The organism is Curtobacterium sp. Csp2 (genome assembly GCF_013347165.1).
This window is the reverse complement of record NZ_CP054593.1, coordinates 2116493-2129232: the sequence shown is the minus strand read 5'-3', so window position 1 is coordinate 2129232 and position 12740 is coordinate 2116493. Positions and strand designations below refer to the sequence as shown.

General features: G+C 75.6%; 14 protein-coding genes, 2 pseudogenes and 1 riboswitch. Of the genes and pseudogenes, 8 read left to right on the top strand and 8 right to left on the bottom strand.

What is annotated here, in order from left to right; translation table 11 throughout:
• Window positions 1-173: 173 nt before the first annotated feature.
• Complete coding sequence (locus HUN59_RS10385; RefSeq protein ID WP_174778302.1) at window positions 174-1730, top strand: S1C family serine protease; 1557 nt, start codon at window positions 174-176, stop codon at window positions 1728-1730.
• Here the strand turns inward: HUN59_RS10385 and HUN59_RS10380 are convergent.
• Window positions 1727-2905 (bottom strand): hypothetical protein, encoded by a 1179-nt coding sequence (locus HUN59_RS10380; protein WP_174778301.1) that lies wholly within the window; start codon window positions 2903-2905, stop codon window positions 1727-1729. The two genes, HUN59_RS10385 and HUN59_RS10380, sit on opposite strands and share 4 nt — an antisense overlap.
• Window positions 2906-2985: 80 nt before the next feature.
• Window positions 2986-3258 (bottom strand): hypothetical protein, encoded by a 273-nt coding sequence (locus HUN59_RS10375; protein WP_174778300.1) that lies wholly within the window; start codon window positions 3256-3258, stop codon window positions 2986-2988.
• 44 nt (window positions 3259-3302) lie between these two features.
• On the opposite strand from HUN59_RS10375, the gene HUN59_RS10370 reads away from it, so the two are divergent.
• Window positions 3303-3665 carry an RNA-binding S4 domain-containing protein gene (locus HUN59_RS10370; RefSeq protein WP_174778299.1) on the top strand — a complete coding sequence of 121 codons (363 nt, stop codon included), beginning with the start codon at window positions 3303-3305 and terminating at the stop codon, window positions 3663-3665.
• 24 nt (window positions 3666-3689) lie between these two features.
• Here the strand turns inward: HUN59_RS10370 and HUN59_RS10365 are convergent, their stop codons facing one another.
• The 3 genes from HUN59_RS10365 to HUN59_RS10355 all read right to left on the bottom strand — a co-directional run bounded on the left by HUN59_RS10365 (window position 3690) and on the right by HUN59_RS10355 (window position 6506).
• Window positions 3690-4640, bottom strand: coding sequence for a DnaJ domain-containing protein (locus tag HUN59_RS10365; protein ID WP_174778298.1), 951 nt, complete (start codon window positions 4638-4640; stop codon window positions 3690-3692).
• 77 nt (window positions 4641-4717) lie between these two features.
• Window positions 4718-5467, bottom strand: a complete 750-nt coding sequence (locus tag HUN59_RS10360; protein WP_058741637.1) for a phosphotransferase — start codon at window positions 5465-5467, stop codon at window positions 4718-4720.
• Window positions 5468-5615: 148 nt separating this feature from the next.
• The gene (locus HUN59_RS10355; RefSeq protein WP_174778297.1) at window positions 5616-6506 is read right to left on the bottom strand and encodes an NUDIX domain-containing protein; all 891 of its coding nucleotides are present in this window, start codon (window positions 6504-6506) and stop codon (window positions 5616-5618) included.
• A gap of 58 nt (window positions 6507-6564) precedes the next feature.
• A riboswitch (TPP riboswitch) is annotated at window positions 6565-6661 on the top strand.
• Between HUN59_RS10355 and thiM the strand changes: the two genes are divergently transcribed.
• Complete coding sequence (gene thiM / locus HUN59_RS10350; protein WP_174778296.1) at window positions 6650-7513, top strand: hydroxyethylthiazole kinase; 864 nt, start codon at window positions 6650-6652, stop codon at window positions 7511-7513. Its footprint overlaps the riboswitch before it by 12 nt.
• A pseudogene (gene thiE / locus HUN59_RS10345) lies at window positions 7510-8121 on the top strand (thiamine phosphate synthase); the annotation flags it as partial. The gene thiM and the pseudogene thiE, both read left to right, overlap by 4 nt.
• A gap of 306 nt (window positions 8122-8427) precedes the next feature.
• Here thiE and HUN59_RS10340 read toward each other — a convergent pair.
• Window positions 8428-9075, bottom strand: a complete 648-nt coding sequence (locus HUN59_RS10340; RefSeq protein ID WP_174778294.1) for an NADPH-dependent F420 reductase — start codon at window positions 9073-9075, stop codon at window positions 8428-8430.
• Window positions 9076-9152: 77 nt separating this feature from the next.
• Between HUN59_RS10340 and HUN59_RS10335 the strand changes: the two genes are divergently transcribed.
• From HUN59_RS10335 to HUN59_RS10320, 4 genes are all read left to right on the top strand, one after another.
• On the top strand, window positions 9153-9449 hold the full coding sequence (locus HUN59_RS10335) for a GNAT family N-acetyltransferase (RefSeq protein WP_058743238.1): 297 nt from the start codon (window positions 9153-9155) through the stop codon (window positions 9447-9449).
• A 21-nt stretch (window positions 9450-9470) separates the two neighbouring features.
• Window positions 9471-9932, top strand: a complete 462-nt coding sequence (locus HUN59_RS10330) for a VOC family protein (protein WP_141861092.1) — start codon at window positions 9471-9473, stop codon at window positions 9930-9932.
• Window positions 9933-10019: 87 nt separating this feature from the next.
• Window positions 10020-10535, top strand: coding sequence for a MarR family winged helix-turn-helix transcriptional regulator (locus tag HUN59_RS10325; RefSeq protein WP_141861094.1), 516 nt, complete (start codon window positions 10020-10022; stop codon window positions 10533-10535).
• Window positions 10532-11035 (top strand): metallophosphoesterase family protein, encoded by a 504-nt coding sequence (locus HUN59_RS10320; protein ID WP_174778295.1) that lies wholly within the window; start codon window positions 10532-10534, stop codon window positions 11033-11035. Before HUN59_RS10325 ends, HUN59_RS10320 begins: the two co-directional genes overlap by 4 nt.
• 53 nt (window positions 11036-11088) lie before the next feature.
• Here the strand turns inward: HUN59_RS10320 and thiD are convergent, their stop codons facing one another.
• Both thiD and HUN59_RS19710 read right to left on the bottom strand, forming a co-directional pair.
• Window positions 11089-12546 (bottom strand): bifunctional hydroxymethylpyrimidine kinase/phosphomethylpyrimidine kinase, encoded by a 1458-nt coding sequence (gene thiD, locus HUN59_RS10315; RefSeq protein WP_254629853.1) that lies wholly within the window; start codon window positions 12544-12546, stop codon window positions 11089-11091.
• Window positions 12543-12740 (bottom strand): annotated as a pseudogene (locus HUN59_RS19710) (hypothetical protein); the annotation flags it as partial. The pseudogene HUN59_RS19710 and the gene thiD, both read right to left, overlap by 4 nt.

The following is a 12740-nucleotide window of genomic DNA, read 5'->3' as shown; positions in this document are numbered from 1 at the left end:
GGGCGGACGCGTGCATGGGCAGTGGTGCAAGCCTATGCGTGCACCCTGCTCGGCGGCCCCCGAGGAACCCCGGAGCAGCCACCGGGTTCGTTCATAGGTCCGTCATGGGTTCGGAGCCTGTACTGGGTCCCACGACGCTCGACCAGGGCGCCGAGGACGACCGGAGAGCACCGATGAACGAGACCCCGAACCCCGCAGCGGCCGACGACCAGCACGACGCGCAGCAGGCACCGCGGACCGAGTGGGAGGCGCCGCACGCCGACCGCACCACGCTCCGCCCGGCGTACGCGTTCGACGGCAGCGGCCCCTACCTGTACGGCGCCGACGGGTCTGGCCCCTACGCCTACACGCAGGACGGACGCGGCCCGTACCTCGTCGGCTCCGCGGCGCTCCTCGGCGGGGCGTCGCTCGGCAACCCTGCCGGTCCGCACGGCCAGCAGCACTGGGCCGGGGCAGCCGCCACCGCGGACCACGCCGGCGGCTGGGCGCACGCCGGTGGCTGGGCGCACACCACCGGGAAGAACGGCAAGCCCCGTCGGCTCGGCCTGGTGATCGGCTCCGGCGTCGCGGCGCTCGCGATCCTCGGCGCCGCGGGCGGCACGGCACTCGGCCTGTCCTCGCAGCACACCACGACGACGTCGAGCCAGACGCAGGGCAGCCTGCCCGGCACCGGCTCCGGCACCGGCACGGGCGGGTCCGGGACGAACGGCTTCACCGTCCCCGGGTACGGCGACGGCAACGGGACCGGCGGCACCGGCGACGGCAGCGGCACGGGTGGCACGGGCACCGGCTCCGGGACGGCGACCGAGTCGGCCGCCACCGCCGCGACCGCCGCGCAGAAGAAGGGCGTCGTCACGATCGACACGGTCCTGAACTACGACGCGTCGTCGCAGGCCGCCGGCACCGGGATGATCCTGACCTCGGACGGGACGATCCTGACGAACAACCACGTCGTGCAGGGCGCGACGAGCATCACCGTGACGGACGAGACGACCGGCAAGCAGTACGACGCCGAGGTCGTCGGCACCGACGCCACGCACGACGTCGCCGTCCTCAAGCTCAAGGACGCCTCCGGGCTCTCCACCGTCACGCTCGACGACGACGGCGGTGCGAAGACCGGCGACGCGATCACGGACGTCGGCAACGCCGGTGGTACGGGTGACCTGGTGTCCGCCCAGGGCACCGTGACCGCGACCGACCAGGACATCCAGGTGCAGAGCGAGTCCGGCACCGGGACCGAGTCGCTGCAGGGGCTCCTGCAGGTCGCCGCGGACATCGTGTCGGGCGACTCCGGCGGCCCGGTGCTCGACAGCGAGGGCGAGGTCGTCGGCATGGCGACCGCCGCGTCCTCGGGGTCGGCGGACGTCACGGGCTACGCCATCCCGATCGCGACGGCGAAGTCCATCGCGGACGAGATCCTTGCCGGGCACGCGTCGGACACGATCACGATCGGCCTGCCGGCGTTCCTCGGGGTCGAGGTGAGCGGCACCGCCACGAGCGGCGGCGTCGCGGTCGCCGGGACGGTCGCGAACTCGGGCGCCGCCCTGGCCGGGCTGACCGAGGGCGACACGATCACGAGCCTGGACGGCTCCGCGGTCACCTCGAGCGACGCCCTCACGGCGGCGATCCGCGCCCACTCGGTGGGTGACGAGGTGACGGTCGGCTACACCGACGCCACGGGCGCCGCGAAGACCGTCACGGTCACCCTGACCGCGGGTCCGGCCGCCTAGGCGGTCGGAGCGGCGAGCACCGCGCGCACCACGCTCCGGTACACGTTGGCCGGGGAGTCCGTCCGGAAGGACGTCTCCCCGGCCGTCGTGCGTCCGACGCGCGCGAATCCGTGCCCGGCAGCGTGCACGATCGTGACGGGCTCCGGACGGCCGGGACGCAGCAGGTGCGTGACGGTCCACGGGGCGGACCAGAACCGGGCCAGCCGCGGGTCGCCCTCGGCGATCGACGCGGGCAGGTCCGGCACGTCGGTGCCGCCGCCGACGCGGCGACCCAGCAGGTCCGCCCGGAGCGACCCCGTGCGGAACGGGAAGGTCCACGTCGGACCGATGCCGAGCCTCCCGGCCAGCAGCGCGACGACCCGCTCCGGCGTGGCGGAGCCGACCACGACGTCGTCCGTCCCGTCGACGACGGTGTCGGACCAGGCCTGGAGGCGCGTCCGCCGCCCGTCGGGCAGGTGCTGTTCCAGCGTGACCGGCTGGGTGCCCTCCTGCCAGGGTGCGAGGAGCGCCTGCGTGGACTCGGGCAGGGTGCCGAGCCGGCCGACGAGGCCGGCCTCGACGAGCTCGCGGCCCGCCTCGGTGCGGAGGAGGGTGGGGTTCCAGCGGCGGCCGATCAGGCCCTGCAGGGTGGCGAGTGCGGCGACGCTCACCCGCGGTCCGTCGAGGACCGGTTCGGGCGCGGGGGCGGGCAGCGGCTCGAGGTCGCGCTGCGGGCGTGCCGGGGTCGGCTCGGTCGCACGGACCGACTCGAGCACGGCGAAGACGAGGTCGTCGGTGGCGACGAGCCGGCGGAGCGGACGTTCCACGGTGACGTCGACGCGGTGCCGACCGGTGACGAAGAGCAGGTGCGCACCGGCGACGTCGCCGCCCTCGGTCCACTCGTCCGCCGTGGGCCGCACGTACTCGACGAGGCGTGCGGGGGCGCCGGCCGCGGTCCACGCGTCGGAGCCGATCAGCCGCAGCCCCTCGACGGACCCGGGGAGCCGCTCGAGCAGGCTCGTGTGCTCCTCGGCGATCGTCCGGTCGCTCGGACGGGACCGGACGGTGAGCACGACGTCGTCACCGGTGACGCGGAGGTCCGCCTGCTGCGCGTCCTCGCGGTGCCAGTGGTCGGGGCGGTGGAGGGTCAGCCGGGCGGTCCGGTCCTCGGTGCCGAGCGGGACGGGGACGACCATGCCCCGAGGCTACGGGTGGGCTGCTGCGTGGTCGGGTCGCCTCGCCGCAGCGGGGCGAGGTGGGCGGTCCGGCGCGGGGGTCAGGTGCGGCAAGGCGGTGGTGCCGGGGGTGGCGGGACGGGCTTCGCGGCGACGACGGCGTCCAGGGGCACGACGACCGTGCCGCGGCGGGTCGCGATCGACACCGTCGTCGGGGTGCGGGCGACGAGCTCGCCGAGGGCGTCCCGGGCGCCGTCGCCGTGGTGTGCCCGGACGACGAGCCGGTCACCGGGGGCGGCGGCGGCGAGGACCGCGAGGGCGCGGGCGCGGGCGAGCGCGGCGGGGTCGGACGGCGTCGCTGCGGGCTGGGGCACGGCTGTGAGCCTAGGACGCGGGGACGGCCGCGTAGGGTGGTCCGGTGGAGAAGGCGCGCGTGGACAGCTGGATCTGGGCGGTGCGGATCACGAAGACCCGCTCGGCCGCGACCGCCGCGTGCAAGGCCGGGCACGTCCGGGTGAACGGCGAGCGGGCGAAGGCCGCGCAGCCGGTCGCCCCCGGGGACGAGGTGCGGGTCCGCCAGAACGGCTTCGACCGGATCGTGGTCGTCCGCGGCATCATCCTGAAGCGGACGACCGCACCGGAGGCCGCGAAGCACTTCGAGGACCGCACCCCGCCGCGGCTCCCCCGCGAGGAGGCCGGCTTCGTCCCGACCCGAGAGCGCGGTGCCGGACGCCCGAGCAAGCGGGAGCGCCGGGACCTGGAGAAGCTCCGCGGGTACTGAGGCGGTCCCCCGCGCAGCGCGCGGTCAGACGAAGCGGACGGTCTGCTGCAGCTGGTCGCGCACCGCGAAGACGTCAACGTTGCCCTCCGGGGACCACACGCCGTTCAGGACCTGCCGGAGCGCGCTGCGGCGGACCACGAAGGCCGTCGGCTTCCGCGCGGGCCCGACGACCTGCACGTCCTCGTCCACCGCGGTGTCGGGCACGACCAGCAGCCTGCCGGTGAACCGGACGCGCGTCTGCTTCTGCACGGCACGGGCTGCCCGGACGAGCTCCTTGACGGGACGCTCCCCCGGCGCCAGGGTCTCGCCGGTGACCTCGCCGTGCTCGATGCGGACGGCGCCGCCCCAGTCGATCGACTCGACGGCCCAGAGTCCGGTGGTGGTGAGGACGGCGTGGTCGAGCTTGCCCTCGGCGCCGGCGTCCAGGTCGTGCCACACGGTCACGCCGATGCCCATGTCCGCGACGATCGACGCGGTCGCCTCCTCCGCCAGGGCCTCGCCGAGCAGGCGCCGGACGTGCCGGGGTGCCGAACGGACGAGCACGGGGTCGTACGGGTCGTCGATCGGGTCGCCGAGTCCGACCCACTCGCGCTCCGCCTGCAGGAAGACCTCGCGGGACCGGCCGCCGGGGTGGCCGTGCGACCGGGCGCGCGGACGGGAGTCACGACGGGCGGCCGGCGGCGCGTACGCGTCGCGGCCGGGGTCGCTCCGCCAGCTCGACGACCCGGACGGCCCGCTCGTGCCGGCGGACCCCGACGTCGCCCGGGACCCGGCGTCGTACGCGCGACGGGCGGCCGGCGTGCCGATGCGCTCCCACGCGACCTGGACCTGCCGGAAGCGCCGGGCATCCCCGCCCAGGTCGGGGTGGGACTCGCGGGCGGCCCGGCGGTAGGCGCGACGGAGCTCGTCGTCGTCGGCGGTGGGGAGGACGCCGAGCACCTCGTACGGGGTGGCGTCGGCCGGGCTGTCGGTCATGGCCTCCCGACGCTACCGGACGATCCGTCGGAGACCGCCGCGTGCGGGCTGCACGCTGCCTGGGCGCGGTCCGTCCGTCAGAGCGCGGTGACCGCCTGGTGGATCGCGTCCGCGTTCGCCTCGATGTACGCCACGTCGGCCCGGTAGAGCTCGGCGTGCCCGTGCTCCAGGTCGCTGATGAACTTCGGGTTGCCGGCGGCGGCCTCGGTCTCCATCGTCGTCACCAGGGCGACGAGCGAGGCGGTCATCGTCTCGACGAGCACCCCGCGGGACCGGTCGTCGAGCTCGTAGGCGCGGCAGAACTCCGCGGCCCGCTCGAGTCGCTCGTCCAGGGTCGGCGCCGTGCTGCCCTCGACCTGCCCGGTGGTGAACGGTGCGAACCGGTACACCGCGCTCGCGACGTCCCACACCCGCGGACCGGGGTGCGCGGTGTCGAAGTCGATGAGCCCGACCGCCGCGATGCCGTCGTAGACGCAGTTGTACGGCGCGAAGTCGCCGTGCACGATCGTCTCGACCGGCAGGCGTTCGGCCTGCGACCACACGTCGGTCGCGCTGCGCGGGTACGTGGCCGCGGCGTCGTGGTACTGCCGGAGCAGGCGCGCGGAGGTGACGAGGGCCGCCTCGCCCGCGATCTCGGCGCTCCACGGGTAGTTGCCCGCGACGCCGGGCACGAAGGTGACCGTCTCGAGCGCGTCGCCGAGGGCGATGGGCTCGGGCGCCGCGACGAAGCCCTGCTCGTGCAGGTGCGTGAGCAGCTGGTGCACCGTCGGCGTCCAGGGCCCGGCTGGGCGGTGGACGCGGTCGTCGGCTCTCGTGACACGCTCCATCGTGACCTCCTGTCGGCACGTCCCCGTCGACGTGGGCGCCAGCGTATCGGCACGGAGCCCCCTCCGTCACGGTTCGGTCACGATGCGCGTCGCAGGGCGACCCCGGAACCGGAGCCCGGCGACACCGGAACCGGAGCCCGGCGGTCGCTCAGCCCTGCTCGCGGAACCAGCCGGGACCGCGGACCTCGGCCCCGAGCGCCCCGACGCGTTCACGCAGCTCGCGGTCCGCCGTGACGACCACGACGGGCGCGTCGCCGGCATCGACCGCGGCCGCCGTCGCCGCGACCACGGCGTCGTCGCCGGACCCCTCGGCGCGCACCACGGCCACGTCCGCACCGACGTCGTCCGCACCGCGCGCGGCGCCCTCGAGCACCACGGTCCAGCGTGGCCACCACCGGTCGAACCCGAGCCCGAGGGCGTCGGCGGGCAGCCCGGCCGCGGCGAGCGTCGACACGGACGCCAGCAGTCGCGACGCCGCACCGGCGCGGTCCTTCCACCAGCCGTCGGGCACGCTGCCGACGACGTTCGCGGCGTCGACGACGACGTGCGGGGTGGTCGTGATGGCGTCGCGGAGCGCCGGCCACGAGGCGCCGAAGCCCGGGTGCAGCGGCAGGTCGACGACCTGGTCGAGCGGGATCCAGGACAGCGCGAGGCTCTCGCGGTCCGCGATCACCGGGTCGAACGGCCGGGAGGCGCGGCCCACCACGGTCGTGTAGGTCCAGAAGCCGAGGTCGAGGACGGCCGTGTGGCGCAGGTCGACGCCGTCCTCGGGCACCCCGGCCTCTTCCGCGGACTCGCGGAGCGCGCCGGTGACGGCGTCCTCGCCCTGGTGCCGGGCGCCGCCGGGGATGCCCCAGGTGCCGCCGTGGTGGCTCCACTCGACGCGGTGCTGCAGGAGCACGCGGCCGTGACCGTCGTCGACGAGCAGGCCGGCGGCGCCGAAGCGGCCCCACGCCTTCGTCCCGTCGGGTCCGACCGCCCACGCGTCGCCGGGGTCGCGCGGACCGGGCGGGGGTCCGGGAGGCGTCGGATCTGGCACCCGTCAACCCTGGCACACGGGCCCCCTCGATGACTGCGGACGGCTCGTGTACCGTGTGCCCCGAGACACGGGGTGCCGTCACCGGGCGGCTGAGATCACACCCGTCGAACCTGCTCGAGCTCGTACTCGCGAAGGGATCGTCCATGGAGAACGCTGCGCCCTCCCCTGCCTGGGCCCACCGCACCGCCGACCTGCTGGAGGCCGTCCGGGCCCGCTCGCCGCTCGTGCAGTGCATCACGAACACCGTCGTGCAGAACGTCACGGCGAACGTCCTGCTGGCCCTCGGTGCCTCGGCCGCGATGGTCGACGTCACGACCGAGGCCGGTCCGTTCGCCCGGGTCGCCGACGCCCTGCTGGTGAACACCGGCACCCCGCACGCCGAGCCGCGTGCCGCGTCCGTCGAGGCCGCGACCGCCGCCGTCGGGGCGGGCACCCCGTGGGTCCTCGACCCGGTCGCCGTCGGCTCGCTCCCGGTGCGCACCGCGCTGGCGCGCGAGCTCCTGGCTCTGCGCCCGACGGTCCTGCGAGGCAACGCCTCCGAGGTCCTCGCCGTGCTCGGCGCGAGCGCCGGTGGGCGCGGAGTGGACAGCACGGTCGGCCCCGACGACGCGCGTGCGGCGGCCGTCGGGGCATCGGACGGGAGGATCGTGGGCGCGCTGGCCGTGTCCGGTGCGGTCGACCTCGTGGTCGCGCCCGGCACCGGCGTGGTGCGGGTGGCGAACGGGACGGAGCTCCTGACGCGGATCACGGGCGGCGGGTGCGCGCTCGGTGCGGTCGTCGCGGCCTTCACGGCGGTGGCCCCGGACGACCCCGGGGCCGCGGCGGTCGCGGCGACCGCGGTGCACACGATCGCCGCCGAACTCGCGGCGACGGACGCCGGTGGACCGGGGACGTTCCAGCCGCTGTTCCTCGACCGGCTGGCGTCCCTCACCCCGGAGGACGTCGTCCGCGCCGCCCGGATCACCGTCGAACCGGGCACGACCGCCCCGCAGGGGGTCGGCGCGTGACCGCGGACGTGGGTGTCTACCTGGTGACCGACCCCGTGCTGCGCGACCGGCACGGCCTCGGCGTGCTCGCGGTCGTCCGTGCGGCGGTGCACGGCGGCGTGCGGATCGTGCAGGTCCGCGACAAGACGGCGTCGGCCCGGGACCTGCTCGCCCTGACCGCGGCGGTCGCGGACGCGGTGGGCGACCGTGCGACGGTCGTGGTGGACGACCGACTCGACGTGGCCCTGGCGGCGCGGCACGCCGGGCACGCCGTCGCCGGGGTGCACCTCGGCCAGTCGGACGTCCCGGTGACGGCGGCGCGCGCCCTGCTCGGCGCGGACGCCCACGTCGGGCTGACCGCGAACACGCCGGAGCACCTGGCGGCCGTCGAGCGGCTCCCCCGCGGGACGGTGGACCTGCTCGGGGTCGGTGTCGTGCACCCGACGACGACGAAGCCGGACCACCCGCCGGCGCTCGGGCACGACGGGTTCGCGCGGATCGCCGCGGCCACGGACCTGCCGTGCGTGGCGATCGGCGGGGTCGGGCTGGACGACGTCGCACCGCTCCGCGCCGCCGGCGCCGCCGGTGTCGCGGTGGTGTCGGGCATCTGCGCGGCGGCCGACCCTGGTGCGTCCGCTGCCGCGCTCGTCGCGACGTGGGACGCCGCCGGACCCGGCCACGGGGCGGACCGGACGGACGACGGCGGGGGTGGGGCGTGCCTCCAGGCCGGCATCCGCGACCACGGTCGTGACCGCAGCGTGCGGCGGCGCGGTGACCCAGGCAGGGACCGGTCGGCGCGGCCGGTCCCGGTCCGGCATGCGGTGCGACGCCACTGGTGCTCCCTCGTCCGTACTGATCCATCGTCAGTTCTATCCGTCCGCATGGACCTCGGCGCAGCCCCAGTTCCGGGGACGCGGGGCTGCGCCGGGCGGGGGTCACATGTCGCGGTAGCGCTTGGCCTCGGCGAGCTTGCCGCGCAGCTCGTCGGCCGTGTACCGCGTGACGTACCCGGGGGTGTCCCGCTGGATGCGCCAGCCCTCGGCGAGCGGCCCGGCGTCGACGACGTCGAAGCCGAACGAGTCGATGAGCTCCGACACGACGGCCTTGGCGTCCTCGTCGTCACCGGCGACGACCAGGGCGCGGCGGTCCGGGGTGCCGGCGGGCTGCGCCTCGTCGGTGAGGGCCGTCGCGGCGATGTGGTTGAAGGCCTTCACGACGCGGGCGCCGGGCAGGTGGTCCTGCAGGAGCTCGGCGGTCGTGGTGGTCTCGTCGTCGAGGGCCGCGATGTGGCCGTCGCGCTGCGGGTAGTAGTTGTTCGTGTCGATGACGACCTTGCCGACGAGGGGTTCGACGGGGATGGTCTCGATCGCGGCGAGCGGGGTGGTCACGACGACGATGTCCCCGGCGGCCGCCGCCTCGTCTCGGGTCGCCGCACGGGCACCGTCGCCGAGTTCCGCGACGAGGTCCTGCAGCGTCTCCGGTCCGCGCGAGTTCGCGATCACGACCTGGTGGCCGTGCTGCACCGCGAGACGTGCGAGCTGGGATCCGATGTTGCCTGCTCCGATGATGCCGATGGTGGTCATGCGACCTGCAACACCGCGTGCGGCGGCGCATTCCCGCACGGTGCACGGCCCGTCCCGGCCGGGTGCATGATGGCCGCATGGCCCACGAGTTCCGCGACGAAGCCGACCGCGACCGCTACGCGATGTACGTCGACGGCGAGCTCGTCAGCGTGCTCGACCGCCGCGCGACCGACGACGCCGTGTCGTTCCCGCACACCTACACGGTGCCGAAGCACCGCGGCCACGGGTACGCGGCGCAGCTCGTCGAGCACGCCGTCGCGGACGTCGAGGCCACCACCACGAAGCGCATCGTCCCGATGTGCTGGTTCGTCGCGAAGTGGTTCGACGAGCACCCCGAGAAGGCCGACCTGCTCAGCCGCGGCGCCGCGGACTGACCCCACCACGCGGAGGCGACGATGCCGACGATCACCCCCTTCCTCTGGTACGACGACCAGGCAGAGCCCGCGGCGCGGCACTACACGAGCCTGTTCGGGGACAGCCGCGTCGACAGCGTCGCGCGGATGCCCGACGGGTCCGCACTGGTCGTCGAGTTCACGCTCCTCGGACAGCCGTACCGCGCGATGAACGGCGGACCCGGCCACCCGCACACCGACGCGGTGTCGTTCCAGGTCGACGTCGACACGCAGGACGAACTCGACCGCGTCTGGGACGCGCTGCTCGCCGACGGCGGCGAGCCGGTCGCGTGCGGCTGGCTCCGGGACCGCTGGGGCCTGTCGTGGCAGGTGACCCCGTCCATGATGGGCGAGCTCATGACCGGCAGCGGCGACCCCGAGGCGAACGCCCGGGTCTTCGCGGCCATGCAGCAGATGGTCAAGCTCGACATCCCCGCACTCCGGGCCGCGGCGGCGGGTCACTGAGGGTTCCGCGCACGTACCCGCCGGTATGGTGGCGGGACCGATCGGCGCCGACGGACGGCGCACCCCCGCGAGAGGCTGGAGACCGAGATGAGCAGCCCGAGCTCCGACGTCCGGGACGGAGACCTCCGCGACGGAGCCGTCCGGAACAGCGACGTCCGGAACAGCGACATCGGCCGCGCCTACACGGAACTCTCCCGGATCACCCGACGCGCGAGCATCCGCGCCCGCGGTGACGACGAGGCACTGAGCGTCGTCGACCAGTCCCTCGTCGACTTCGTCGTGCAGCACCCCGGCTGCATGGCCATCGACATCGCCCGGTACCTGCGGCTCAACCGCTCGACGATCTCGCGGCAGCTGTCCGGGCTGCTCGCCGCCGGGCTCGTCCGCACGACCGACGGTGGTTCGGGAAACGCCAAGCCGCTCGAGGCCACCGACGCCGGACGTGCCGCACTCGACCGGTCGGTCCGGATGCACCGCAGCGCCCTCGAGGAACGCCTCGCCGAGTGGTCCGACGACGACGTCGCCCTGCTCGCCGGGCTGCTCGAGCGGCTCGGCGCCGCGGACGAGGCCGGCCTGCCGATGCCCGGTCGCACGGCCTCGTGACGACGTCGTTCGTCCTGCTGTCCGACACGCACCTGCCGAAGCGCGCGAAGGACCTGCCCGCCGGGCTCTGGGCGGACATCGACGCCGCGGACCTCGTGGTGCACGCGGGGGACTGGGTCGACCTGGCCACCGTCGACGCCGTGCAGGCACGCTCCCGGCGCTTCGCGGGCGTCCGCGGCAACAACGACGGTCCCGAGTTCGACGACCGGCTGCCCCTCGTCGCGCACCTGCTGGTCGAGGACCTGCGCTGGGCGGTCGTGCACGAGACCGGGGCCGCGACGGGGCGGGAACGCCGGGCGGACCGGGACCACCCGGACACCGACGTGCTCGTGTTCGGGCACTCGCACATCCCGTGGGACACCGTCGCCCCGTCGGGCATGCGGCTGCTCAACCCGGGATCGCCGACGGACCGCCGCCGCCAGCCCGACCACACGTGGGTGCGCGGCGAGGTGTCCGGGAGCGACCTGACCGTCGAGCTGGTCCGTCTGCCCCCGCGCTGACCCCCGGCATGCGGACCCGGGCCCGGGCCCGCCCCGGGGCACGCGCCGCCCCGTCAGTCCGTCGGCATCCGGAAGAACGCCAGCTCCCAGGCCGTCGACGCCCGGAACGCCGCCGTCATCCGCCCGCGTTCCTCGGCGCTCGCCGCGGCCGCGTGCCGCTCGACCCGGTCCGTCGCCGCCGCCGAGGCCGCCGCGAACCCCGGGTCGCCGTAGGCTCCGAGCCAGTCGCCGAACGGGTGTCCCTCTGGTGCCCGGCCGAGCCGCGTCCCGACCCAGGCGTAGACCCGGAAGCACGGCAGCACCGCCGCCGCCAGGACCGCCGCCGAGCCGGTGTCCGCCGCCCGCTGCAGGTGCGCGAGGTACCCGGCGCACACCGGGTGCACGGGGTCGTCCGCCCGGGAGCCCGCGAGCCGGCGGTGGTGCAGGTCCCGCGCCTCGTCCGCACACCCCTGCGCGGCACCCGCCCAGAACGCGGCCTCGTCCGACGACGGCGTCGCTGCCGAAGCCAGGGCCGACAGGTGCCCCTGGTACGCCCGCAGGTAGTGCACGTCCTGCGCCAGGTACCCCGCGAAGACCTCCGTCGACAGCGTCCCGTCCCGCAGCCCCACCAGGAACGGCGTCGCGAGGATCTCCTCGAGCACGACGGCGACGTCCGTCCACCACCGGTCCGTCCACCGCACCGGCGGCAGGAGCGCCCGGACGGCGGCACCGTGGTCGACCGGTCCGTTCCCGCTCCCCACGCGCAGGTCGTCCGCCCCGGCCAGTGCGGCACCGAGCCACGCCTTCGCCTCGCCGACCGCGAGCTCCCAGTCGCCCGTCCGCACCACGAGCGTCGCGATCGCGCTCGACAGCGAGCACCCCGTGCCGTGCGTGTTCGTCGTCGCGACCCGCGGCGCCGAGAACGTCCGCCGCGCGCCCGAGGGCTCCACGAGCTCGTCGTCCGCCGTGGCCCCGTCGTCGTGGCCGCCCTTCGCCAGGACCCGCACGCCCCAGGTCCGTGCGACGAGCAGGGCCGGATCGTCGCCGCCCACGGCACCCCCGCCGTCCGACGCGCCCGCTGCCAGCTCCGCCAGCACCGCGAGCTCCGCCCGGTTCGGCGTCACCAGGTCGGCGAGCCCGAGGAGCTCCCGGACCGCCTCGACCGCGTCCGCGTCGAGCAGTCGGTCGCCGCTCGTCGCCACCATCACCGGGTCGACCACGACGACCGGTGGCCGGTGCGCCCGGAGCCACGCCGTGACCTCGCGGACGACCGCGGCGGTGCCGAGCATGCCCGTCTTCACCGCGTCCACCGTCACGTCGTCGGACACCGCGTCGAGCTGCTCCCGCAGGAACGCCGGGTCCGGCACGTGCACCGACCGCACGCCGTGCGTGTTCTGTGCGACGAGCGCGGTCACGACCGCCATGCCGTACCCGTCGTGCGCCGCGATCGCCTTGAGGTCCGCCTGCACGCCGGCCCCGCCCGTCGGGTCCGTCCCCGCGATGCTCAGCACGCGGGGCACACCCCCGGTCACGCGTCCGCCCCGTGGTCCGGTGGGCCGGCCTGGAGGCACGCCCCACCCCCGCCGTCGTCCGTCCGGTCCGCCCCGTGGCCGGGTCCGGCGGCGTCCCACGTCGCGACGAGCGCGGCAGCGGACGCACCAGGGTCGGCCGCCGCGCAGATGCCCGACACCACCGCGACACCGGCGGCGCCGGCGGCGCGGAGCGG